We start from the raw sequence: 21,997 nt of genomic DNA on the forward strand, positions 1-21,997 counted from the left end.
GCCCCATGTGTCGTTTCTTTCGCAAGCAACCGGGTCCCGGCTCTGCGAAGCGGCGCTAGGCGCCGCATCGCGTCCGGGACACGAGATCAGGCCTTCCCGGCCGAATCCTTGCGGGTCGCGTTGACCTGCATCTTGGCGTAGGTCGTCATCAGGCCGACTTCGTTGGACAACGTCACCAGCTTGAAGCCCATGTTGATCGCACGCGCCGCGCCTTCCGCGCCGCTGCAATGGATGCCCGGGTTGAGGCCGCGCTTGGCGCATTCCTTGATGATCTTGTCGTAGATCGCGAGGATCTCGGGCTCGCTGCGGTCGAGCTTCGGCTCGAGGCCGTAGGAGAAGCCGAGGTCGGACGGGCCGATATAGACGCCGTCGATGCCCTCGACGTCGAGGATCGCTTCCATGTTCTCGACCGCGGTCCTGGTCTCCATCATCGGCAGCAGGATGGTGTCGGCATTCGCGCTCTTCTGGTAGGAGCCCGCGGTGCCGTACATGCCGGCGCGGATCGGGCCGTTGGAGCGGACGCCCTGCGGCGGATACTTGGAATACGAGACGAGGTTCTTGGCCTCCTGCGCCGTGTTCACCATCGGGCAGATCACGCCGTAGGCGCCGCCATCGAGCACCTTGCCGATGATGCCGGGCTCGTTCCAGGGCACGCGGACCATCGGGGTCACGGGATGCTTGTCCATCGCCTGGAAGCACTGCACCATCGAGAGATAGTCCTGCACGCCGTGCTGCATGTCGACGGTGACGCTGTCGAAGCCGCATTGCGCGATCATCTCGGCCGAGAAGCCGGAGGGAATCGCGAGCCACGCGTTGACCACGGCCTTGCCCGACTTCCAGATTTCCTTGACCTTGTTCGCCACGTTGCCTTCCTTCTTTTGTTGCTTGGACCGTTGTTTGGACCTTCGTCACCATGACGAGCGCCGCGACAGCACGGCTCTGCTGTTACCGCGAACCGGGGCTCCGCGCTACGCTCGCAATGACGCAAGACCTATGCGGTCGCCCGCTGGATGCTGACTTCGCTGACGCCGACCTCGCGGGCGGTGCTCACTATTGCCGCCCAGGTGTCATCCGGCAAGGGGATGCCGTTCTTGGTGCGCTCAGCCCGGGTTTTCCGCTCGGGATCGCCGGGAATCAGCACCTGATCGACCCCCGCCATCGGCTTGGTGGCACGGATGAAGTCCGTATAGCGCGATACCTCTGCGTCGAACACATGGGAGGTATCGACGACCTTCGGATCGATATAGAACGCCAGCATGCCGTTGGCAAAGCGCCGCTCGCCCGAGGTGGCTCCAGTTCCGGTCAGCGCGCCGCCGAGCAGCTCGCACATGAAGGCGAGGCCCGATCCCTTGTGGTCGCCGAAGGCGCGGATCGCGCCGGTGCCCTTGGTGTGATCGCGCGGCCCTTCCGGCGTGAAGGGCCCGTAGAGCACGGTCGGGTCCTCGCTCAGGGTCCCGTCGGCATTGACCAGTGCGCCCTTCGGCAGCTTCTTGCCGCCGCGGCTTGCGACCAGCACCTTGCCTTCGGCGACGACCGAGGTGGCGAAATCCAGCACGATCGGATCCTGGCCCTCGCGGGGGATGCCGACGCAATAAGGCGCGGTCGAGAGCCGCTTCTCGACGCCGCCGAACGGCGCCACCAGCAGCGAGCCAGCGGCATTGACGAAATGCACGGAGACCAACCCATCGGCGGCGGCCATCTCGGCCCAGTCGCCGACGCGGCCGATATGGCCGGCATTGCGCAACGCAACAGCGGCAAGGCCCGCCTTCTTGCACTTCTCGATGCCGATCCTGACCGCTTGCGGCGTTACGGTCTGGCCGTAGCCGAACTTGCCGTCGACCACCGCGAGCGAGGGCGTGTCGACAACCACCTCTGCGGTCTGGTTCGGGACCACGAAGCCGGTCTTCAGCCAGCGGATGTAGACGGGCACGCGGATCACGCCGTGGCTGTCATGGCCAGTGAGATTGGCCGTGGTGAGATAGGTCGCGATCCGCTTCGCCTCCTCCGGCGAGGAGTCTGCGTGACCAAACACCTCGCCGACGAAATCGATGAGGTTCTGGACCTGGATCGTGACCATCAAGAAACTCCCCGGTTAAGCATTCACCTTGGCATGGCCGCCGAGATAGGCGGCGCGGATCGCTTCGTTGCCCCAGAGCGCGTCGGGCTTGCCGCCGAGCACGATGCGGCCGGTTTCGAGCACGTAGCCGTAATCGGCCACCGACAGGCCCATGCGCGCATTCTGCTCGACGAGCAGCACCGTCGTGTTGCGCCGGATCTCCGAGATGATCTTGAACACCGCCTGCACGATGACGGGCGCAAGACCGAGCGAGGGCTCGTCGAGCAACAACAGCCGCGGCTTGGCCATCAAGCCGCGCGCGACCGCCACCATCTGCAACTGGCCGCCGGACAGCGTCCAGCCGAGCGCGTTGGTGAACTTCCGGATGTCAGGGAACAGGTCGAACATCGCGTCCGCCTCCCGCGAAATCTCCGAGGTCGGCGCCCGGCGATTGGACGCGCCGAGCATGATGTTCTCTTTCACGGTGAGACCCGGGAACACCCTGCGGCCTTCCGGCACGTGCGAGATACCCATGCGGACGATCGCTTCCGGACCAAGACCTGCGATCGACTTACCGTCGAAAAGGATGTCGCCGGAGGTCGGCTTGGCGAGGCCGGAGATGGCACGCAAGGTCGTGGACTTGCCGGCGCCGTTGGCCCCGAGCAGCGTCACCACCTGCCCCTGCTCCACCGCGCAGGTCACCCCGCGCAGCGCTTCGATCTCGCCGTAGCGCACCACCAGATTGCGGATTTCGAGCAACGGCATCATTCGCTCCCGAGATAGGCGGAGACGACGTCGGGATGACGCAGCACGGCCAGAGATTCGCCGTCCGCGATACGGCGTCCGAAGTTGAGCACGGTGATGTGCTGGGCCGCTTCCGAGACCAGCGTCATGTCGTGATCGATGATCAGGATGGTCAGGCCCTGCGCCGCGATGCGCTTGAGCAGCTCGTGCAGCTCCAGCTTCTCGGTCGAGTTGAGGCCGGCCGCGGGCTCGTCGAGCAGCAGCAGCGTCGGGTTCGACGCGAGCGCACGAGCGATCTCGATCAGCCGCTGATGGCCGTAGGAGAAGCTCGATATCAGCTCGTTGGCGCGGCTGCCGAGCCCGACGAAGGTCAGTGCCTCCATCGCCCGCTCGGTCAGGGCGTCGTCGCCCTTCCCGACCATGGTGTTACCGGGCCGTTCCGCGCCGATCTCGACGTTCTCCAGCGCCGTCATCGAGCGGAACAGGCGGATGTTCTGGAAGGTGCGCCCGAGACCCGACGCCGTGCGCTGATGCGGCGGCATGTGGGTGATGTCGGTGCCGTCGAGCACGATCTTGCCTGCGGTGGCCACATAGAGCCCTGAGAGCACGTTGAGCGTCGTGGTCTTGCCCGAGCCGTTCGGCCCGATCAGCGCATGCACACCGCCGCGCTTCACAGCGATGTCGACACCGTCGACCGCCTTCAGGCCACCGAAATGCTTCGACAGGCCGGTGACTTCCAGCACCGTGTCGCCGCCGATCGTCGCCGGCTTCAATTGCAGGGCAGCCGCTGCCGGCGGCGCCTTGATCTTGGCGCGCCAGCGCGTGAAGGCGTCCGCAACAAAGCCCCATATGCCGTCAGGCATGAAGCGAATGATCAGGATCACGAACAGGCCGTAGATCGCGAGATAAAGGCCCGGCACGCTCTTGAGGAAGCGCAGCCATTCCGGGATCAGGATCAACAGACCCGTGCCGATGGCAGAACCGATCGGCGAGGCCACGCCGCCGAGCAGCGACATGGTCAGGAACACGATCGATTCCGCAAAGGAGAACTGATCGGGGCTGACATAGGCGAAGCCGCCGGCGAACAATCCGCCCGCGAGTCCGCCGAGCAGCGCACAGAGCGCGAAGGCGTAGATCTTGGTGCGGAACACGTCGATGCCGTTGACACCAGCCGCAAGCTCGTTGTCGCGGACAGCGCGCATGGCACGACCGAGCTTGGTGTCGGAGAGATGCCAGACCAGATAACCGACGATCGCCAGCATCGCGACGCAGAAGGCGAGATAGCTTTGCGACGACTGGAACAGCTCGGGACGCTTGATGTTGGGGACGCCGTCGGGACCGCGCGTGAGCCAGATCGCGTTGATCATCACCAGCGTGACGATCTGCTGGAACGAGATCGTCACCATCGCGAGATAATGACCGCCGAGCCGCAGCGTGGACATGCCGAGGAACGCGCCCGCGAGCAGCGAGATCACGCAGCCGCCGACGAGACACAGCCAGAAGCTGAGCTGCAGATCCGTCGTGCCCATGCCGACCGCATAGGCGCCGAGCCCGAAGAACGCGGCCTGCGCCAGATTGATCTGGCCGCACAGGCCGAGCACCACCGAGAGCCCGAACACCGCGATCGAGAACGTGGTGGCCTGAAGCAGGATGTTATGGACGTATCCGTCGAAGCGCATGTTGGCCGCGAGCGCGACCAGGATCGCCGCGCCGATGAAGTACGGCAGGTGCCGGATCACGAGCGGTTTCGAACGGATGGCGGGCGCCGGGATCGGCATGTTGTCGCTGGGGGCGCTCATGCCTTTTCCGCCACGCGTTCGCCGAAGATGCCTTGCGGCCGGAAGATCAGGAAGGCGACCAGCACCAGGAAGGCGAAGCCGTCCTTGTAGGGCACCGAGATATAGGCCGCACCAAAGGTCTCGATCACGCCGAGCGCGAGACCGCCGATGATGGCGCCGGCAACGTCGCCAAAGCCGCCGATGATGGTGGCCGCGAACGCCTTCAGCGCGATCGTCGAGCCCATCTGGATCGAGACGAACAGCACGGGCGCGACGAGGATGCCGGCAAGGCCGCCAAGCACCGCCGAATAGATGAAGGTGATCATGATCATGGTGGAGACGGAAATGCCGAGCAGCGAGGCCATTTCCTTGTCCTGCGAGGTCGCCTGCAGCTTCTTGCCGAGCAGCGTCTTCTCGAAGAACCAGAAATTGAAGATCACGAGACAGATGGTGACGCCGATGATCAGCAGATACTGGCTGTCGAGATAGACCGGGCCGACCTGAATGCCCGGCGTCTCAAACCAGCCTTCCAGCACCTGCGGCTGCGGGCCGTAGATCGCGAGCACCGAATTCGCCATCAGGATCGAGGCGCCGATGGTGGCGATGATCACAGGCAGATAGGTGCGGTGACGCAGCGGATAATAGACGCCGAGATTGAAGATGACACCGAGCAGCGCCATGCCGAGCAGCGCGACGATGAAGGCCGCCCAATAGGGCAGACCGGCTTCGACCGCGACGACCATCAGATAGGCCGCGACCATGGAGAATTCGCCCTGGGCGAAATTCACCACATTGGTGGCACGGAAGATCAGCACGAAGCCGAGCGCGACGAGCGCGTAGACGGCGCCGATACCGATGCCGGTAAAAAGGAGTTGTAGGGCGAGATCCATGACAAGCTTCTGTTGGAGGTCGGATGCGTTCGCCGAAAGACGGTTCGACCTCCCCGATTCCATCGGGGAGGCCGTTTCAACGTCAGTCGTTGAACTCGATGTGCTTGTCGAAGACGATGTTGCCCTTCTCGTTCTTCACGATGTTGTAGCCGTGGAGACCATCGCCGTTCGGGTCGAAATTGTATTCGCCCTCGGCACCCGGGAACTTCTTGATCGCGAGGATGGCTTCGCGGACCTTGGCCGGATCGGTCGTGCCGGCCTTGTTGATGGCCGCCGACAAGACGCTGATGGCGTCGAAGGTCCAGGAGCTCTGGTTGTCGGGCGCGACCTTGACCGCATCACGGTAGATCTTGCCGAACGCCTTCGAGCCTTCGCTGGAATTCTCGGCATAATCGGCAACGCCATATGTATTGTACAGCGCGGGACCCGCGAGTTTCAACGCGGTGATGTTGACGATCGAGGGCGAGCCGACCCAGGGAATGTTCACGCCGAGCTGACGGAGCTGCCGGGCGAAGATGCCGAGATCGTTCTCGAAGGTGAAGTAGGAGCCGAGAATGTCGGCACCCGACTGCTTGATCGCGAGCACGACCGGGGTGAAGTCCTGGCTCTGGTTGGCGTAGCCTTGGTCGAGCACCGAGGGGGCACCGAGCTTTTCGAGCGCGGCGGTCAACGCCTTGCCGCCGGCGGTGCCAAAAGCGTCGGTCGAGTGCAGCACGGCCCACTTTTTCTTGCCGAGCGTATTGACGCCGTATTCGGCGATGACGCGACCGGAATAGCTGTCATTGGGGCGGCAGCGGAACAGCCACTGATTGCCCATGTGGGTGAGGTTAGGATCGGTGCCGCCGATCATCACGGGCTTGCCAAGCTTGATCACGTCGGGCGCCATCGCGTGCACCTGGGTCGAACGGATCGAGCCGAGGAACCCGACGATGTCGGACTGCGCGGCGAGCTTGGAGAAAGCGAGCACGATGCCGGGATTGGTGGTCTGGTCGTCCTCGACGATCAACTCGCCTTGTTTTCCCAGGATACCGCCGGCTTTGTTCACAGCTTCGAGCGCGAGCTTGGCGCCCTTGATGGCGTAACCGCCGGATTCAGCGGCGGGACCGGTGACGGGCGCGCACATGCCGATCTTGATGGTGGCGCCTTGCGCATGCGCGCTCTTGATGAGGTATGGCGCGGCAATGCCGGCAGCAATTCCGGCCGCGAAGTCGCGTCTCGTCAGTCTCATTCATTCCTCCCTGGGGCCGGGCATCCTTGTCGGCCCTTCTTGGTCTTGGCTCTATCGCTGAATACAGAACCGGATGCTACTTACGAATTCTGCCGATACGAGTAAATTGATATTGCGCCAACATCGACTAACTGCGCAGAGCGCGCACCCAATAGTGATCAACACCTGCGACGGCTGTCTATTCTCAGCGATTTCTCACGGCATTTTCACGCATTTCGCGGCGATCGCGCTGCCCACGCGTTATGCAATGATGACAGTCATGCGTAGTTGGAAAGTGATCATGCAAATTTGCCGTTACGTTTCATCCGTGACGTCACTCGCGTCCGTGGAAGCGAGACACGATTCCAACTGACCGAGCATCTCCTGCAACTCGGCGAGCTTGCGCGCGCCGAAGCGTTGCGTGATCTCGGCGTAGATCGCTTCCGAGGATGGGGCGACCGCGGCCATCAGCTTCACGCCCTCTTTCGAGATCGAGACCATGCTGCGGCGCTGGTCCGCCTTCGCGGTCTTGCGCTCGATCAGATTGCGCGCCTCGAGATCGCGCAGGATGCGCGACAGGCTCGGGCCGAGGAGAAATGCCGTGCGCGCGAGCTCGGTCACCTCCGCGGCCTCGATGGCTGCCAGCGCGCGGAGGATGCGCCATTGCTGCTCGGTCAGGCCGTGCTCACGCAGCTTGGGACGAAATTGCCGCATCACCGCTTCACGTGCCCTGAGCAGCGACATCGGCAGCGAGCGCGAGAAGTCGCGCATCGGCACCTGCCGTGCGGCGGGCTCGCTTCCGTTCGCGGGATCAGCCGGTCTCTTCGTCATGACGCCCTTTCAAGCCGCAAAATGTTTGCAGTGCAGCAAACCCAAATTGTGTTTGACGCATTCACTTAACATGTTAAGTATCTCCGGGCACCACGATTTGTAAGATCACAGATGGCGCTTTCCAACGACGATATCCAAGCTTGCGCGAACCGTCTGCACCAGGCGGAGAAGACCCGCACCCAGATCCGGCAGCTCTCGCAGGATTTTCCGGGCATTACCATCGCTGACGCCTACGCGATTCAGAAGGCCTGGGTGGACCTCAAGCTCGCGGAGGGCCGGACCATCAAGGGCCACAAGATCGGCTTGACCTCGAAGGCGATGCAGAGCGCGCTCAATATCGACGAGCCGGATTCCGGCGTGCTGCTCGACGACATGTTCTTTGCCGATGGCGGCCTCGTCCCGACCGAGCGCTTCATCGCCACGCGCGTCGAGGCCGAGCTTGCCTTCGTCATGAGCAAGCGCCTCGCGGGGCCGGACAGCACGATGTTCGACGTGCTCAACGCCACCGATTTCGTCGTGCCGGCGCTGGAGATCCTGGACACGCGCATCGAACGCGTCGATCCCAAGACCAAGGCGACGCGAAAGATTTTTGACACCATCGCCGACAACGCGGCGAATGCCGGCATCGTGCTCGGCGGACGGCCGATCCGCCCGCTGGACGCCGACCTGCGCTGGATCGGCGCGCTCTGCTTCAAAAACGGCCAGCTCGAAGAGACGGGCCTTGCCGCCGGCGTGCTCAATCATCCCGCGACTGCGGTGGCCTGGCTCGCCAACAAGATCGCGCCGCTCGGCCTTGCGCTCGAGCCCGGGCAGATCGTGCTCGCCGGCTCCTTCATCCGTCCGATCGAGACCCGCAAGGGCGACACAATTCAGGCCGATTATGGCGCCTACGGCTCGGTGAGCTGCTACTTCGCTTAGACGAACAAAAAAACAGGGAGTGAAACCGCGATGCCGCATTTCACCATCGAATATTCGGCCAATCTCGACGGCCGCCTCGACATCGGCGCGGTCTGCGAGGTGGTGCGGAAGGCGGCGGTCGAGACCGGCATCTTCCCGCTCGGCGGCATCCGCGTCCGCGCCATTAGATGCCAGCATTATGCGATCGCGGACGCGCGACAGGACTACGGCTTCCTCGACATGGTCCTGCGCATCGGCGAAGGCCGCGACCTTCCCACGCGCCAGAAAGCCGGCGAGCAGGTCTTCCAGGCGCTTTCAAAACATCTCGATCCCGTCTTCGCCGCCAGCAAGTTCGCCCTGTCGTTCGACATGCAGATCAACGACAAGGATACGAGCTGGAAGCGCAACAACATCCACGACGCCCTGAAAGTGGAGGCTGCCCATGGATAAGCCCACGCCGAAAGCCGATGTGTTCCAGGCCAATCGCGACCGCGCCGCACCGCTGCTGAAGAAGCTGCGGGCCGACGGCATCGGCCACATGATCGACGGCAAGATCGTCGCCTCGATCTCCGGTGAGACATTCGAGACGAAGTCGCCGGTAGATGGCGCCACGCTTGCGAGCGTCGCGCGCGGCACCGCCGAGGACATCGACGCCGCAGCCACAGCCGCTGCGCTGGCCTTCAAGTCCTGGCGCGACATGGGGCCGGCGATGCGGAAGAAGCTGCTGCACCGGGTCGCCGATGCGATCGAGGACAATGCCGACGACATCGCCGTGCTTGAATGCATCGACACCGGCCAAGCCTATCGCTTCATGGCCAAGGCCGCGATCCGCGCCGCCGAGAATTTTCGCTTCTTCGCCGACAAATGCGCCGAGGCGCGCGATGGCCAGAACACGCCGAGCGACGAGCACTGGAACGTCTCGACCCGCGTGCCGATCGGCCCGGTCGGCGTGATCACGCCGTGGAACACGCCGTTCATGCTCTCGACCTGGAAGATCGCGCCGGCGCTGGCCGCGGGCTGCACCGTCGTGCACAAGCCGGCCGAATGGTCGCCGGTGACGGCCGCCATTCTCGCAAGGCTCGTCAAGGAAGCCGGCGTGCCCGACGGCGTGCTCAACACCGTCCATGGGTTTGGCGAGGAGGCCGGCAAGGCCCTGACCGAGCATCCCGCGATCAAGGCGATCGGCTTCGTCGGCGAGAGCGCGACGGGGTCGGCGATTATGGTTCAGGGCGCGCCGACCTTGAAGCGCGTGCATTTCGAGCTCGGCGGCAAGAACCCGGTGATCGTGTTCGACGACGCCGATCTCGACCGCGCGCTCGATGCCGTCGTGTTCATGATCTACTCGCTCAACGGCGAGCGCTGCACGTCGTCGAGCCGTCTGCTGATCCAGCAAGACATTGCCGAGACATTCATCGAGAAGCTGACCGCGCGCGTGAAGGCACTCAAGGTCGGCCATCCCCTCGATCCCGCCACCGAGATCGGGCCGCTGATCCACGAGCGGCACCTGGCCAAAGTCTGCTCCTATTTCGACGTCGCGCGGCAGGACGGCGCGACCATCGCGGTCGGCGGCAAGGCCTATGACGGCCCGGGCGGCGGACACTATGTCGAGCCGACCTTGGTGACCGGCGCAACCGGCAGGATGCGCGTGGCGCAGGAGGAAGTGTTCGGCCCCTTCCTCACCGTGCTGCCCTTCAAGGACGAGGCCGACGCCATCGAGATCGCCAACGACATCCGCTACGGCCTGACCGGTTACGTCTGGACCAACGATGTCGGCCGCGCACTGCGCGTTGCCGATGCGCTGGAGGCCGGCATGATCTGGCTGAACTCGGAGAACGTCCGCCATCTGCCGACGCCGTTCGGCGGCATGAAGGCCTCAGGCATCGGCCGCGACGGCGGCGACTACTCGTTCGACTTCTACATGGAAACCAAGCACGTCTCGCTGGCGCGGGGCACGCACAAGATTCAGAAATTGGGAATCTGACGCTCGTCGAGCCGAGGGGAAACGCCGATGCCCGTACCGCAACACATCTTCGAACCGCCGTTCAACATCATCCGCTCCAGCCACGTCGTGCTCGACGTGACCGACCTGAAGCTGAGCCGCGAATTCTACGAGACCACCGTCGGGCTGCATGTCGAGGATGCCGACGACAAGGTCGTCTATCTGCGCGCAGCCGAGGAGCACCAGCATCACTCGCTGGTGCTGCGCAAGACGGCGGTGCCCGCCTGCGCCCGGCTCGGCTTCAAGGTCGGCAACGACAAAGACCTCGACAAGGCCGCCTCCTTCCTTTCGGAGAACGGTCTCTCTTACGCCTTCGTCGACCAGCCCTTCCAGGGCCGCACGCTGCAATTCACCGACCCCTTCGGCTTCCAGATCGAGCTCTACGCGTCGATGGACCGCCGCCCGCATCTGCTTCGCCGCTACGATCTCTACAGGGGATGCCATCCGCAGCGGCTCGATCATTTCAACGTCTTCGCCGCCGAGGTGCAGGACACCGTCGACTTCTATGCCCGGCTCGGCTTCCGTCTCACCGAATACGCCGAGGAGGACGGACCGAACGGGCGCATTGCGGCTGCCTGGATGCATCGCAAGGGCAATGTCCACGACTTTGCCATCACCAACGGCAAGGGCCCTCGCCTGCACCACTTCGCCTATTGGACGCCGACGGCGATGAACATCATCCATCTCTGCGACGTCATGGCCTCGCAAGGCTTCGTCAAGAACATCGAGCGCGGACCGGGACGCCACGGCATCTCGAATGCGTTCTTCCTCTACGTGCGCGACCCTGATGGACACCGGCTCGAGCTCTACACCAGCGACTATTTCACCGGCGATCACGACCACGAGCCGCTGCGCTGGTCGCTGCGCGATCCGCGCCGCCAGACGCTGTGGGGCGCGCCGGCGCCGCGGTCCTGGTTCGAGCAGGGCTCGCCGTTCAGCGGGCAAGCCGTGCGTGAGCCGAAGTTCGTCGCCGACGTGCTGGTGGCGGATTAATGCCGATGACAAGCAAAATAACTCTCCCCGTCGTCCCTGCGAAAGCAGGGACCCATAACCACAGGGAGGAGTTTGGCGAAGGTTGGTCGTTCGGGATTGTCATCGCACGCTATCGATAGATCACGCGGTATGGGTCCCTGCTTTCGCAGGGACGACAAGAGAGATAGATTGCCAATGAAGCTCCCTCGCCTCGCCACCTATTCCGTCAAGGGTGAAACCAAGTACGGCGCCGTCCTTGAGGGCGGCATCGTCGATCTCTCCGCACGCCACGCAAAAGACTATCCGACGCTGCGCGAAGTGATCGCCGCCGGAAAGCTCGTGGGCCTTGCCGAGGAGGCCGCCAGCCGCGCGCCGGATCACGCGCTCGGCGACATCACCTGGCTGCCGCCGGTGCCCGCGCCGGAAAAGATCATCTGCATCGGCGTCAACTATCCCGACCGCAATGCCGAGTACAAGGACGGCCAGGAGGCGCCGAAATATCCGAGCATGTTCATGCGCTCGCCCCGCTCCTTCGTCGGCCACGAGACGCCGCTGGTGCGCCCGCGCGCGTCAGCGCAGCTCGACTACGAAGGCGAGATCGTGCTTGTGATCGGCAAGGCCGGCCGGCACATCGCGGAAAGTGCCGCGCTCGACCACATCGCGGCGCTCACGCTCTGCAACGAAGGCTCGGTGCGCGACTGGCTGCGCCACGCCAAGTTCAACGTCACGCAGGGCAAGAATTTTGATTCCAGCGGCAGCTTCGGCCCGTGGCTGGTGCCCTACACCAGGGAAGCGCAGATCGCCGACATCAGGCTCACCACGCATGTCAACGGCGAGCTCAGGCAGGAGGACCGGACCAGCCGGCTGATGTTCCCGTTCCGCTATCTCATCAGCTATATCTCGACCTTCGCGACGCTCGTCCCCGGTGACATCATTGTGACGGGCACGCCGACCGGTGCCGGTGCGCGGTTCGATCCGCCGCGCTATCTGACGCCTGGCGATGTCATCGAGGTCGAAGCCGAAGGCATCGGCATGCTACGAAATGGCGTCGTCGACGAAGCCTGAACAACAATCGAAATGGAATAGTGCAATGACCACCCTCACCGGCGGCGAAGCGATCGTAAGCGGCCTTGTCGCCCACGGCGTCGACACCGTGTTCGGCCTGCCCGGCGCGCAGGTCTACGGCCTGTTCGACGCCTTCCACCAGGCCCAGCTCAACGTGATCGGCGCGCGGCACGAGCAGGCCTGCGGCTACATGGCTTTCGGCTATGCGCGCTCCAGCGGCAAGCCCGGCGTGTTCAGCGTGGTGCCCGGCCCCGGTGTGCTCAACGCCAGCGCGGCGCTGCTGACCGCCTACGGCTGCAACGAACCGGTGCTATGCGTCACCGGCCAGGTGCCGACGCAGTTTCTTGGCAAGGGCCGCGGCCATCTGCACGAGATGCCGGACCAGCTCGCCACCTTGCGCACCTATGTCAAATGGGCCGACCGCATCGAAACGCCCGGCAACGCGCCGACGACCGTATCGCGCGCCTTCCAGGAAATGACGTCCGGCCGTCGCGGCCCCGCCTCGGTCGAGATGCCCTGGGACGTCTTCACCCAGCGCGCGGACACCTGTGCCGCAAAGGTGCTGGAGCCGCTGCCCGCGCCACTGCCCGATCCTGATCTGATCACGCAGGCGGCCGCGGTGATCAGGAGCAGCAAGGCGCCGATGATCTTTGTCGGCAGCGGCGCGATCGAGGCGCGCGACGAAATCCTCGAGCTCGCCGAAATGATCGATGCACCCGTCGTCGCCTTCCGCAGCGGGCGCGGCATCGTCTCCAACGCCCATGAGCTGGGGCTCACGATGGCTGCCGCCTACAAGCTGTGGCCGAAGACCGATCTCATGATCGGCATCGGCTCGCGGCTGGAGCTGCCGACCATGTCGCGCTGGCCGTATCGGCCCGACGGGTTGAAGAGCATCCGCATCGACATCGATCCCGTCGAGATGCGGCGCTTCATCTCCGACACCGCCATCGTCGCCGATGCCAAGACCGCGACCGCCGATCTGATCGGAGCGGTCAGCAAGGCCGGCTACAGCAAGACCGCCGGCCGCCGCGCCGCGATCCGCGAGGCCACCGCGACCGCGCTGGCAGAGATCCAGAGCATCCAGCCGCAGATGGCGTATCTCAACATCCTGCGCGAGGTGTTGCCTGCCAACGCGATCGTGACCGATGAATTGTCGCAGTTCGGCTTCGCGTCCTGGTACGGCTTTCCGATCTACGAGCCGCGCACCTTCATCACGTCAGGCTATCAGGGCACGCTCGGCTCGGGCTTCCCGACCGCGCTCGGTGCCAAGGTCGCCAATCCCGACAAGCCGGTGGTGGCGATCACCGGCGACGGCGGCTTCATGTTCGGCGTGCAGGAGCTTGCCACCGCCGTACAGTTCAACATCGGCGTGGTGACGCTGGTGTTCAACAACAACGCCTATGGCAATGTCCGCCGCGACCAGCGCGAGCGCTTTAACGGCCGCGTGGTGGCGTCCGATCTGGTCAATCCGGATTTCGTCAAGCTCGCGGAGTCCTTTGGTGTGGCTGCTGCGCGCGTCACCGCGCCGGACCAGTTCAAGGCGGCGATGGAAAAGGCGCTGGCCCATGGCGGGCCATATCTGATTTCGGTGGAAGTGACGCGGGATTCGGAAGTCAGCCCCTGGGCGTTCATTCATCCGCCGAAGCCGTAAACGAAGCATCGTCGTTCCGGGACTCTTCCCTTCTCCCCTTGTGGGAGAAGGTGCCTTCCCGAAGGGAAGGCGGATGAGGGGTCTTTATCCGCGGAGACAGACCCCTCATCCGTCTCGCTGCCGCTTCGCGTCAGCGATCCACCTTCTCCCACAAGGGGAGAAGGAAGGTCAGCGCGTTCTGCGAAACGTCAGATTGATCCGCTTCCTTCCCAGCAGCGCGTGCTCGCCATCGGCGAGCGGCGCAACGCCATGATAGGCGAGCCTGCTCGCCCCGCCCCAGACGACCACGTCGCCATGGACGAGCCGGAAGCGGCGTGGCTTGTCGCTGCGCGCCAGGCCGCCGAACAGGAAGGTGGCGGGCAGCCCGAGCGAGACCGAGACGATCGGGGCCGAATAGTCCAGCTCGTCCTTGTCCTGATGCAGCGACAGCCGCGTGCCGGGCTCGTAGCGATTGACGAGGCAGGCATCGGGCGCAAAGCCGGCAAAGCCGCCCTGCTCCGCGGCGCGCCGGGCCAGGTCGCGCAACACCGCCGGCATCGCGGGCCAAGGCGCGCCGGTTCGCGGATCGATGGGATCGTAGCGATAGCCGGTGTGATCGGTGATCCAGCCGCGCTCGCCGCAATTGGTCATCGCCACCGACATCAGGTGACCGCCGGGCGTGGTCATGCGGCGGAACGGCGACTGCGCCACGATCGCGCGCACGGCGGCAATCAGCTCGCTCTCGATCGGCCTGACGAATCCGCGCAGCAACACGGCGCCGTCGGCGATCTCCTCACGCGACGGCTGTGCCTCGGCGGCCGTGTCGAACAGATCACCCGTCAATCGCAGCGCTCATTTCGCATCATGGAAGATCACACCCAGCGTGTGACGCTGACCGGAGCGAATCCGGCTGACGCCATGGCGCAGGTTAACCCGGTAGGTGCCGCGCGTCCCCTGCACCGGGCGATGATGCACGGCAAAAGCCACCGCATCGCCCTGCGCCAGCGGCACGACCTCGGCCCGGGACTGCATGCGCGGGCGCTGCTCGGTCAGCACGAATTCGCCGCCAGTGAAATCGCGCCCGGGTTCGGAGAGCAGGATCGCGACCTGCAGCGGAAACACGTGCTCGCCATAGAGGTCCTGGTGCAGGCAATTGAAGTCGCCCGCCTCGTATTGTAGCAGCAGCGGCGTCGGTCGCGCCTGGCCTGCCTCGTGGCAGCGCTTGAGGAACGCGGCATGCGCGGCCGGGTAACGGATGTCGATCCCCATCGCCTCGTTCCAGCGATTGGCGATGCCCTGAAGATGCGCATACAGCGCCGGGCGAAGCTGCGCGATGAGATCGGGCAGCGGGTAGGAGAAATATTTGTACTCGCCACGGCCAAAGCCGTGGCGGCCCATGACGATGCGGCTGCGGAAGCCTGCATCATCAGGATAGAGCGCGGCGATGGCGCGGCATTGGTCCGGCGTCAGCAGATCCTTCAGGACGGCGCTGCCCTGGGAGTCGAGCTCGGCGGTGATTTGAGGCCAGTCGAGGGCGTCGACGTGGGTGGCGAGGTCGACTGAGGGCTTAGGGGGTGATTTGCGTGCCGTTGCTGTCATGACTGCCACCTTCGCAAGACCGGCCCGCCCTTTGCCACCCGATTCCCGACTATCTCCTCGTCATTGCGAGCGCAGCGAAGCAATCCAGAGTCTTTCCGCAGAGGGATCCTGGATTGCTTCGTCGCAAGGGCTCCTCGCAACGACGGCGGAGAGGTATCAGCCCAACACCGGCAGCGTCGCCACGTCATACCCGTGCTTGATCGTGCGCTTCAGCACGGGGTCCTCGAGCTCGAACTCGAAGCGATCGGCGGGGCGGATGCCGCCCTTGGCCGCAAAGGTGCCGCCGAACATGGCGCAGCCGTCGGGGAACTTGCTACCCTCAAAGCCGCGCGCGATGAGGTCGGCGACCGGCAGCATCGCGTCGAGCGTGCCCTCCTGGTAGAGCACGCGCTCGCCCTTGATGGTGGCATAGGAGCGCAGGATCATCCTGTCCCAATGGCCGATGACGTCCTCGAGCTCCCAGAGCGTGGATGCGACCGGCTTGTCGCACATCTGCTTGGAGACCGTGACGTTGTAGGCCTCGACCTTGCGGTCGGTATGGTCGGAGCCGCAGCCGACGAAGATGCGACCCTGCCAGCCGATCAGCACGAATTCGACCTCGCCGGAGGAATCGCCGCCGCAGCATTCGATGCGGTCTTCTTGGGTCAGCCGCCGCGCCGAGGCGCGGTAGTAGATCGGCGTCGAGGCCGGCGGGGCGATGCCCATCTCTTGCAGCTCGGCGATGTGCTTGTCGCGCGCGACGGGATCGCGCCCGGTCCAGCCGGCAATGACCATCTGGTCGATCGCCAATGTCAGCGGCGTGATGGTGTCCTGGGCGTCAACGGTGAAAGTCAGGTCAAACACGAATTACGGCCTCCATGCCGGCAGCAAGCTCGAAAATACGACGGTCCGATCCGCCCGCGCCCGCCAGCATCAGGCCGACGGGAATTTCGCCCTCGCGATGCGCGGGCAGCGAGATGGCGCAACCGTCGATCATGTTGATGAGGGTGCAATTGCGCAGCGCCCGCAGGTTTTCCCTGGTGAACGCCTTGTCATCGGCGAGATCGGAAATCTTCGGCGGGGTGTTGGCGGTGGTGGGCAGCACCAGCGCGTCATAGGGCGCGATGCGCGCATTGACGCGGGCGATCAGCGAGCGGCGTTCGTTGAGGAGATCGATGTAATCGGCCGCGCTCTGCGCCTCGCCGCGCATGATGCGCACGGAGACCCGGGGGTCGTAGACGTCGCCCTTGGCCGTGATGAGGTAGCGATGCCAGGCATAGCTTTCGGACGCCGCAAAGCCGCCCTTGGCGTTCATCGGGCCGATGTCGTGAAATTCGGCCATCTCGATGCGCTCGATGATCGCACCGTGATCGGCGAGGCTCTTGAGCGCGCGCTCGAACGTCGAGGCCACGTCCGCGTCGAGATCATCGAGCGCAATCGTGGTCGGCACTGCGAGCCGCATGCCCTTTACCGGCCGCGGCTTCAGCGGGACGATCGGCTCGTTCGCGAGCACGGCATCGAGAATGGCACAGCAGCTGACCGACCGCGCCAGCGGCCCGATGCTGTCGAGCGAGAAGGACAGCGGCACGGAGCCGTCCAGCGGCACGCGGCGCTGCGTCGGCTTGTAGCCGACGATGCCGTTGAAGGCGGCCGGAATCCGGCAGGAGCCGCCGGTGTCGGTGCCGAGCGCGCCATGCGCCATGCCGTCAAGCACGGACACCGCGGCGCCCGAGGACGAGCCGCCGGGCACGTGTCCCTCGGCCCGGTTCCAGGCGCCCTTCGGCGTGCCGTAGTGCGGATTGATGCCGATGCCGGAATAGGCGAACTCGGTCATGTTGGTCCGCCCGATCACGACGAAGCCGGCCTTGCGCAGCCGCGCCACCGTCGCGGCGTCCTGATCGGCCGGCGCAGAATCGTCGAGCGCGCGGGAACCGGCGCGCGTGACCTGGCCCTTGATGTCGAAGAGATCCTTGATCGAGACCGGGATACCGGCATAGCGCGACGGCGCCGCCTTGACCTTCCGCAAGCCGTCCATCGCATCCGCGGCTGCGAGCGCGGCATCCTTGTCGACGTGGATGAAAGTGCGCTGGCCCTCGCCAGCCGGGTCGGCGATCCTGGCGAGGCATGCCTCGACCAGCTTGCGGGAGGTCGTGCGGCCGCTTTCGAGGTCGTCGGCGAGTTTCGCCAGTGTCGGAAAATCGGGCATGTCTGTCTCACGGAATATTGCGCGCGCAATCTATAGCGCCGCCTCGGTTCGACACAAGCATTGTGCGCATGATGGCATGCATGCGCATTGCTGGACCGTTGACGCGCGATGGTCGATTGTCGCATCAAGATCGAAACAGCCAGGCGTGAAGCCCAGGCCTTAGCAAGAATTGCCTTTGGGAGGGTTTTCCGACATGGCCGAACCGCAGCGCGCGCGCCCGAAACCGACGCCGGAGACCCAGCATTTCTGGGACGGCACGAAAGCGGGCGAATTGCGTTTGCAGCGCTGCGACGCCTGCGCGCATGTCTATTTCCCGCCGCGCCCGTTCTGCCCGTCCTGCGCCTCGCGCAAGGTCAGCATCTTCAAGGCGAGTGGCAAGGGTTTCCTCTACAGCTACGTGATCAATCATCGTCCCGCCGCGCCCGGCTTCACGCCGCCTTATGCGATCGCGGTGGTCGAGCTTGCCGAAGGACCGCGGATGATGAGCAACATCATCGATTGTCCGCAGACGCCGGAGGCGCTCGAGCTCGACATGAAGCTCGAAGTTGCCTTCGAGGCGCTCGACGACAAGATCACCCTCCCCGTGTTCCGTCCGGCGAAGGGATAGGCCATGCGCAGCAACCAGGTTGCCGTCGTCGGCGCGGCCGAGACCACCGAACTCGGTGTCATCCCCAATATGTCGCAGCTCCAGCTCCACGCGGATGCGGCGCTCAACGCCATCGCGGATGCCGGGCTGAAACTCTCCGACATCGACGGCTTTGCCACCGCGGTCGAAACGCCGCAGCAGGTCTGCCATTATCTCGGCATCAAGCCTACCTGGGTGGACGGCACCTCGGTCGGCGGCTGCTCGTTCATGCTGCACGTTCGCCATGCGGCGGCGGCCATCGAGGCTGGCCTGTGCAATACCGTGCTGATCACGCATGCCGAGAGCGGCAAGTCGATGATCGGCAAGGCGCCGCGCTCGATCCCCGCCGACAGCCTGCAAGGGCAGTTCGAAGCGCCGTTCGGCGTCTACGGGCCACCCAGCATGTTCCCGATCCCCGTGCTGCGCTTCATGAAGACCTACGGCATCACGCATGAGCAGCTCGCCTCAGTGGCGGTGGTGCAGCGCGAGTGGGCGGCAAAGAATCCGCGCGCGATGATGAAGGACCCGATCACGATCGCTGATGTCCTCAACTCGCGCATGATCGCCTATCCGTTCCGGCTGCTGCAGTGCTGCCTCGTCACCGACGGCGGCGGCGCGCTGATCTTGACCTCGGCCGACCGCGCCAAGGATTTTCCGAGGAAGCCGGTCTACATCATGGGCACTGGCGAGAGCGTGGAAACGCCGATGGTCAGCCAGATGGAGACGTTCAATTCCTCGCGCGCGTTCAAGACCGCGGGGCCGCTGGCCTTCAGGGAAGCCGGCATCGCGCACGGGGATGTCGATCATCTCATGATCTACGATGCCTTCGCGCATCTGCCGCTGTTCGGCCTCGGCGATCTCGGCTTCATGCCGCACGAGGAAACGGGCAAGTTCATCGCCGACGGCAACACGCGGCCCGGCGGGAAACTGCCGCTCAACACCAATGGCGGCGGATTGAGCTACATGCATTCGGGCATGTACGGCATGTACGCACTCCAGGAGAGCGTGCGCCAGATGCGCGGGATTGCGCCGGCACAGGTGCCGAATGCGAAGATTTCGGTGTGCCACGGCGTCGGCGGCATGTTCGCGGCATCAGGCACGATCGTGTTTACGAACGAGAGGTAACGACTGTCATTCCGGGGCGTCGCGTCAGCGACGAGCCCGGAATCCATAACCACGATCGGGAGTATGGATTCCGGGCCTGCGCCTTGCGGCGCATCCCGGAATGACGGCGGAAATTGGAACGGCTAGCGGAGAACTCACATGACAAAATCACTGCAAGACAAGGTCATCATCGTCACCGGCGCGGGCCGCGGCATCGGGCGCGAGATCGCGCTGCTCTGCGCGGCGGAGGGCGCCAAGGTCGTCGTCAATGACCCCGGTGTTGCCGCCGACGGCGCCGGTTCCAGCGCTTCGCCCGCCGAGGAGGTGGTCGACGAGATCAAGAAGCGTGGCGGCATCGCGGTCCCCAACTTCGAGTCGGTGGCGGAAGCCGTTCCCGCCAGCAAGATTGTGAAGACAGCGACCGATCATTTCGGCAAGCTCGACGGCGTCGTCAACAATGCCGGCATCTTGCGCGACATGATCTTCCACAAGATGAGCGTGGAAGCGTTCGAGGCCGTCATCAAGGTTCACCTGATGGGCTCGTTCTACGTCAGCCACGCCGCGGCGCGGATCTTTCGCGAGCAGGAGAGCGGCTCCTTCGTGCACTTCACCTCGACCTCCGGACTGATCGGCAATTTTGGCCAAGCTAACTACGCCGCGGCCAAGCTCGGGATCATCGGCCTGTCAAAGTCGATCGCGCTCGACATGGGCCGCTTCAACGTCCGCTCCAACTGCGTCTCGCCGTTTGCCTGGACCCGCATGATCGGCACCATCCCGACCGAGACCGAAGCCGAGAAGGCGCGCGTCGAGAAGATCAAGCAGATGGGACCGGAGAAGATCGCGCCGATCTGCGCCTATCTGCTCTCCGATGCCGCCAAGGACGTCTCCGGGCAGATCTTCGGCGCACGCATGAACGAGCTGTTCCTGTTCAGCCAGAACCGCCCGCTGCGCTCGGTTCATCGCAGCGAGGGCTGGACGCCGCAAACGATCGCGGAACACGGCATGCCGGCACTGAAGGGCTCGTTCTACAAGCTCGACCGTTCCGCCGACATCTTCCCCTGGGATCCCGTCTAGCCGTTTTCCCAGCAATTGTTGCGTTGCGATCTCCGGTTGTCCGACCGGAGATCGCCCGCATTACGCCCGATTGCGGGCGAATGGTTTCCTTCCAACAAAAAACGGGAGGCGACTATGACAAAATCACTGACCAATTCTGCCGAAACTGACGAGCCTTGCCTTGGACGCCGCACCCTCTTGAAGGGCGCGGCAGCGGCGGTAGCCGCGACGGGCGTCACCATGAACGCAGCCCTGGCCGCCTCCGTTACGCCGTTCGGCCAGACCGCTACTCCGACGAGGTCGACGGCGCCATTGCCCTTGGGACCTCTGCCCGGCAGCCGCTACCCGGACTCCCGTCTGGAATCCGCGAAGAAGGGGCCGCCAACGTTCGGGCCTGCCGACTTCCCGGCCTTCGCCGGCACCATGGCGGTCGAGCGTGTTGCAACCGGCTTCCGATGGGCCGAGGGTCCCGTGTATTTCGCGGCCGGACGATACCTGCTGTTCAGCGACATCCCCAACAACCGCATCATGCGCTTCTCGGAGGATGACGGTCACGTCAGCGTCTACCGTCAGCCCTCGATGAATTCGAACGGCAACACCATCGATCGCGAAGGACGCCTGATCACATGCGAGCATAGCGGTCGGCGCGTGACACGGACCGAACTCGACGGCTCGATCACCATCATTGCTGACAAATTCAATGGCAAACGACTGAACTCGCCGAACGATGCGGTCGTTACCGCCGATGGCGCGATCTGGTTCACCGATCCGGCCTACGGCATCGGTGGCTTCTATGAGGGCATCAAGGCCGACCCCGAGCAGGAGAAGAAGAACGTCTACCGCGTCGACCCGAAAACCGGCGACGTCAAGGTCGTCATCGACGATTTTGTGGAGCCCAACGGGATCACCATCTCGCCCGACGAGAAGAAGCTCTACATCTGCGAGACCGGATTCACGGACGGACCGGACAACCCATCGCATATCCGCGTGTTCGACCTCGACGTGGCGGCGGGGAAGGTGTCGAACAGCAAGGTCTTCGCCGAGATGCCAAAGCCGAGCATCACCGACGGCGTCCGCTGTGACACCGAAGGACGGGTCTGGTGTTCGGTGGGCTGGGGCGATCCGAACGAAGACGGCGTGCGCTGCTATACGGCCAACGGCCAACTGCTTGGCAAAATTCACATCCCGGAAACCGTCGCCAACCTGAGCTTCGGCGGGCAGCAGCGAAACAGACTCTATATCTGTGGCTCGACATCGCTCTATGCTGTGTACACCGGTGTGCAGGGCGCACTAAAGCCGTGAACATCAACGAATAGCGAATGGTGAGTAGCGAATAGTCGGCAGCGGCACGCCTTCTGTTCG

Annotated in this window: 21 protein-coding genes; 10 read left to right on the forward strand and 11 right to left on the reverse strand. The window is 64.3% G+C overall.

The features are described from left to right. Window positions 1-86: 86 nt before the first annotated feature. From AC1DW2_RS08665 to hpaR, 7 genes are all read right to left on the reverse strand, one after another. Window positions 87-863, reverse strand: coding sequence for an HpcH/HpaI aldolase family protein (locus tag AC1DW2_RS08665; RefSeq protein ID WP_477005728.1), 777 nt, complete (start codon window positions 861-863; stop codon window positions 87-89). A gap of 128 nt (window positions 864-991) precedes the next feature. Then, window positions 992-2,077, reverse strand: a complete 1,086-nt coding sequence (locus tag AC1DW2_RS08670; protein ID WP_477005729.1) for a malate/lactate/ureidoglycolate dehydrogenase — start codon at window positions 2,075-2,077, stop codon at window positions 992-994. A gap of 15 nt (window positions 2,078-2,092) precedes the next feature. Beyond that, window positions 2,093-2,821, reverse strand: a complete 729-nt coding sequence (locus AC1DW2_RS08675; RefSeq protein WP_063986556.1) for an ABC transporter ATP-binding protein — start codon at window positions 2,819-2,821, stop codon at window positions 2,093-2,095. Beyond that, entirely contained in the window at window positions 2,821-4,599 is a 1,779-nt protein-coding gene (locus AC1DW2_RS08680) for a branched-chain amino acid ABC transporter ATP-binding protein/permease (protein ID WP_063984661.1), read from the reverse strand. The genes AC1DW2_RS08675 and AC1DW2_RS08680 overlap by 1 nt, the downstream gene beginning before the upstream one ends. Further along, the gene (locus AC1DW2_RS08685) at window positions 4,596-5,468 is read right to left on the reverse strand and encodes a branched-chain amino acid ABC transporter permease (protein WP_063984662.1); all 873 of its coding nucleotides are present in this window, start codon (window positions 5,466-5,468) and stop codon (window positions 4,596-4,598) included. The genes AC1DW2_RS08680 and AC1DW2_RS08685 overlap by 4 nt, the downstream gene beginning before the upstream one ends. An 82-nt stretch (window positions 5,469-5,550) precedes the next feature. Further along, the gene (locus AC1DW2_RS08690) at window positions 5,551-6,696 is read right to left on the reverse strand and encodes an ABC transporter substrate-binding protein (protein WP_477005730.1); all 1,146 of its coding nucleotides are present in this window, start codon (window positions 6,694-6,696) and stop codon (window positions 5,551-5,553) included. A gap of 294 nt (window positions 6,697-6,990) precedes the next feature. Beyond that, the gene (gene hpaR, locus AC1DW2_RS08695; protein ID WP_354174659.1) at window positions 6,991-7,506 is read right to left on the reverse strand and encodes a homoprotocatechuate degradation operon regulator HpaR; all 516 of its coding nucleotides are present in this window, start codon (window positions 7,504-7,506) and stop codon (window positions 6,991-6,993) included. 111 nt (window positions 7,507-7,617) lie between these two features. Here hpaR and hpaH point away from each other — a divergent pair, with 111 nt between their 5' ends. The 6 genes from hpaH to AC1DW2_RS08725 all read left to right on the forward strand — a co-directional run bounded on the left by hpaH (window position 7,618) and on the right by AC1DW2_RS08725 (window position 14,090). Then, the gene (hpaH, locus tag AC1DW2_RS08700; protein ID WP_477005731.1) at window positions 7,618-8,424 is read left to right on the forward strand and encodes a 2-oxo-hept-4-ene-1,7-dioate hydratase; all 807 of its coding nucleotides are present in this window, start codon (window positions 7,618-7,620) and stop codon (window positions 8,422-8,424) included. Window positions 8,425-8,454: 30 nt separating this feature from the next. Beyond that, window positions 8,455-8,853 (forward strand): 5-carboxymethyl-2-hydroxymuconate isomerase, encoded by a 399-nt coding sequence (locus AC1DW2_RS08705; protein ID WP_477005732.1) that lies wholly within the window; start codon window positions 8,455-8,457, stop codon window positions 8,851-8,853. After that, a complete protein-coding gene (hpaE, locus tag AC1DW2_RS08710; protein WP_477005733.1) occupies window positions 8,846-10,384 on the forward strand; it encodes a 5-carboxymethyl-2-hydroxymuconate semialdehyde dehydrogenase in 1,539 nt (512 codons plus the stop codon). Before AC1DW2_RS08705 ends, hpaE begins: the two co-directional genes overlap by 8 nt. Window positions 10,385-10,411: 27 nt before the next feature. Further along, window positions 10,412-11,395 (forward strand): 3,4-dihydroxyphenylacetate 2,3-dioxygenase, encoded by a 984-nt coding sequence (hpaD, locus tag AC1DW2_RS08715; RefSeq protein ID WP_477005734.1) that lies wholly within the window; start codon window positions 10,412-10,414, stop codon window positions 11,393-11,395. Between the two features lie 174 nt (window positions 11,396-11,569). Next, entirely contained in the window at window positions 11,570-12,439 is an 870-nt protein-coding gene (locus tag AC1DW2_RS08720; protein ID WP_477005735.1) for a fumarylacetoacetate hydrolase family protein, read from the forward strand. A gap of 25 nt (window positions 12,440-12,464) precedes the next feature. Beyond that, entirely contained in the window at window positions 12,465-14,090 is a 1,626-nt protein-coding gene (locus tag AC1DW2_RS08725) for a thiamine pyrophosphate-dependent enzyme (RefSeq protein WP_476076189.1), read from the forward strand. 168 nt (window positions 14,091-14,258) lie between these two features. Here the strand turns inward: AC1DW2_RS08725 and alkB are convergent, their stop codons facing one another. From alkB to AC1DW2_RS08745, 4 genes are all read right to left on the reverse strand, one after another. Continuing rightward, a complete protein-coding gene (gene alkB / locus AC1DW2_RS08730) occupies window positions 14,259-14,912 on the reverse strand; it encodes a DNA oxidative demethylase AlkB (protein ID WP_354119565.1) in 654 nt (217 codons plus the stop codon). Window positions 14,913-14,921: 9 nt separating this feature from the next. Further along, the gene (locus AC1DW2_RS08735; protein ID WP_476076190.1) at window positions 14,922-15,668 is read right to left on the reverse strand and encodes a 2OG-Fe(II) oxygenase; all 747 of its coding nucleotides are present in this window, start codon (window positions 15,666-15,668) and stop codon (window positions 14,922-14,924) included. 156 nt (window positions 15,669-15,824) lie between these two features. Next, entirely contained in the window at window positions 15,825-16,511 is a 687-nt protein-coding gene (locus AC1DW2_RS08740) for a DUF2848 family protein (protein WP_476076191.1), read from the reverse strand. Further along, window positions 16,504-17,853 carry an amidase gene (locus AC1DW2_RS08745; protein ID WP_477005736.1) on the reverse strand — a complete coding sequence of 450 codons (1,350 nt, stop codon included), beginning with the start codon at window positions 17,851-17,853 and terminating at the stop codon, window positions 16,504-16,506. The genes AC1DW2_RS08740 and AC1DW2_RS08745 overlap by 8 nt, the downstream gene beginning before the upstream one ends. Window positions 17,854-18,046: 193 nt before the next feature. Here AC1DW2_RS08745 and AC1DW2_RS08750 point away from each other — a divergent pair, with 193 nt between their 5' ends. From AC1DW2_RS08750 to AC1DW2_RS08765, 4 genes are all read left to right on the forward strand, one after another. Beyond that, window positions 18,047-18,460, forward strand: a complete 414-nt coding sequence (locus tag AC1DW2_RS08750; protein WP_027568974.1) for a Zn-ribbon domain-containing OB-fold protein — start codon at window positions 18,047-18,049, stop codon at window positions 18,458-18,460. A gap of 3 nt (window positions 18,461-18,463) precedes the next feature. After that, window positions 18,464-19,603 (forward strand): thiolase C-terminal domain-containing protein, encoded by a 1,140-nt coding sequence (locus tag AC1DW2_RS08755; protein WP_477005737.1) that lies wholly within the window; start codon window positions 18,464-18,466, stop codon window positions 19,601-19,603. Between the two features lie 138 nt (window positions 19,604-19,741). Next, window positions 19,742-20,656, forward strand: coding sequence for an SDR family oxidoreductase (locus AC1DW2_RS08760; RefSeq protein ID WP_014496864.1), 915 nt, complete (start codon window positions 19,742-19,744; stop codon window positions 20,654-20,656). A gap of 114 nt (window positions 20,657-20,770) precedes the next feature. Further along, window positions 20,771-21,937: an SMP-30/gluconolactonase/LRE family protein gene (locus AC1DW2_RS08765; RefSeq protein ID WP_476077856.1), complete on the forward strand. Its 1,167-nt coding sequence runs from the start codon at window positions 20,771-20,773 to the stop codon at window positions 21,935-21,937. Window positions 21,938-21,997 lie beyond the last annotated feature (60 nt).

Source organism: Bradyrhizobium sp. P3_C3 (assembly GCF_056402655.1).

Excerpts from the sequence above, each read along its gene's own strand:
- AC1DW2_RS08765 (WP_476077856.1), top strand. The coding sequence starts at position 20,771 with ATGACAAAATCACTGACCAATTCTGCCGAAACTGACGAGCCTTGCCTT.
- AC1DW2_RS08735 (WP_476076190.1), bottom strand. The coding sequence starts at position 15,668 with ATGACAGCAACGGCACGCAAATCACCCCCTAAGCCCTCAGTCGACCTC.
- AC1DW2_RS08675 (WP_063986556.1), bottom strand. The coding sequence starts at position 2,821 with ATGCCGTTGCTCGAAATCCGCAATCTGGTGGTGCGCTACGGCGAGATC.
- AC1DW2_RS08725 (WP_476076189.1), top strand. The coding sequence starts at position 12,465 with ATGACCACCCTCACCGGCGGCGAAGCGATCGTAAGCGGCCTTGTCGCC.
- hpaD (WP_477005734.1), top strand. The coding sequence starts at position 10,412 with ATGCCCGTACCGCAACACATCTTCGAACCGCCGTTCAACATCATCCGC.
- AC1DW2_RS08705 (WP_477005732.1), top strand. The coding sequence starts at position 8,455 with ATGCCGCATTTCACCATCGAATATTCGGCCAATCTCGACGGCCGCCTC.
- AC1DW2_RS08685 (WP_063984662.1), bottom strand. The coding sequence starts at position 5,468 with ATGGATCTCGCCCTACAACTCCTTTTTACCGGCATCGGTATCGGCGCC.
- AC1DW2_RS08750 (WP_027568974.1), top strand. The coding sequence starts at position 18,047 with ATGGCCGAACCGCAGCGCGCGCGCCCGAAACCGACGCCGGAGACCCAG.
- hpaR (WP_354174659.1), bottom strand. The coding sequence starts at position 7,506 with ATGACGAAGAGACCGGCTGATCCCGCGAACGGAAGCGAGCCCGCCGCA.
- AC1DW2_RS08670 (WP_477005729.1), bottom strand. The coding sequence starts at position 2,077 with ATGGTCACGATCCAGGTCCAGAACCTCATCGATTTCGTCGGCGAGGTG.
- hpaE (WP_477005733.1), top strand. The coding sequence starts at position 8,846 with ATGGATAAGCCCACGCCGAAAGCCGATGTGTTCCAGGCCAATCGCGAC.
- AC1DW2_RS08745 (WP_477005736.1), bottom strand. The coding sequence starts at position 17,853 with ATGCCCGATTTTCCGACACTGGCGAAACTCGCCGACGACCTCGAAAGC.
- AC1DW2_RS08720 (WP_477005735.1), top strand. The coding sequence starts at position 11,570 with ATGAAGCTCCCTCGCCTCGCCACCTATTCCGTCAAGGGTGAAACCAAG.
- AC1DW2_RS08690 (WP_477005730.1), bottom strand. The coding sequence starts at position 6,696 with ATGAGACTGACGAGACGCGACTTCGCGGCCGGAATTGCTGCCGGCATT.
- AC1DW2_RS08755 (WP_477005737.1), top strand. The coding sequence starts at position 18,464 with ATGCGCAGCAACCAGGTTGCCGTCGTCGGCGCGGCCGAGACCACCGAA.
- AC1DW2_RS08760 (WP_014496864.1), top strand. The coding sequence starts at position 19,742 with ATGACAAAATCACTGCAAGACAAGGTCATCATCGTCACCGGCGCGGGC.
- hpaH (WP_477005731.1), top strand. The coding sequence starts at position 7,618 with ATGGCGCTTTCCAACGACGATATCCAAGCTTGCGCGAACCGTCTGCAC.
- AC1DW2_RS08680 (WP_063984661.1), bottom strand. The coding sequence starts at position 4,599 with ATGAGCGCCCCCAGCGACAACATGCCGATCCCGGCGCCCGCCATCCGT.